The 733-nt window shown below is 35.5% G+C and carries 1 pseudogene; it reads left to right on the top strand.

From position 1 onward, the window contains the following. Nucleotides 1-500 precede the first annotated feature (500 nt). Nucleotides 501-733: pseudogene (locus AC3G7N_RS20950) on the top strand (MFS transporter); the annotation flags it as partial.

Below are 733 nucleotides of genomic sequence, written 5' to 3'. Positions count from 1 at the left end.
ACGATTACGGATGAAGAAATCCTTTTCAATATGAAAAAACGCGGTGGATCAATGACCCCGCTAAACAGTGATGATATTGCTGAAGCTGTTTTCTATGCTGTAAATCAGCCGGAAAATGTCGATGTAAATGAAATAATTGTTCGTCCTGCTAATCAAGGATAATCTGTAACATTAATAGTTACTATGCCTGTATGAAAGGGTGTGGTAACTATTACTTTTTCATCAACTATACAGACCCCGTAAAACCTCGTTCAATGATGTTCCACTATATATTACTTTGCTAAAAGCCCCCATTTGGCAGGGATATTCAAAGTACTAAAAGTTTTTCAATCCTATCTCTTTTAGTCGGTCAATTGTTATGTTAAAATGTTTTCTTGTACATGTTGGAATTTCGTATGCAAAATAATTAGTTGTAATTTACAACCAGCGGAATTTGATAAAAAATACTTGTTCAGGTAACGATAAGTATAAATTTTGTAGTAAGAAAGAGGGAAGAGAATATGGTCGAAAATCAAGCTCCGCCAAAACCAGGAGACATAAACTTTAACAAATGGCCAATCATGATTGTATTAATTTCTGGGGCTTTTGTTGCTATTTTAAACCAGACACTTTTGGCAACTGCATTGCCTCACATTATGGCTGACTTGAACTTGGATGCGAACGTTGCTCAGTGGCTGCAGTCCATATTTATGCTTGTCAATGGCATCATGATTCCAATAACAGCATTTTTAAT

It is taken from the genome of Virgibacillus carmonensis, assembly GCF_057836705.1.
The sequence above is the reverse complement of the archived record's forward strand: the minus strand, read 5'-3'. Positions and strand labels throughout refer to the sequence as shown.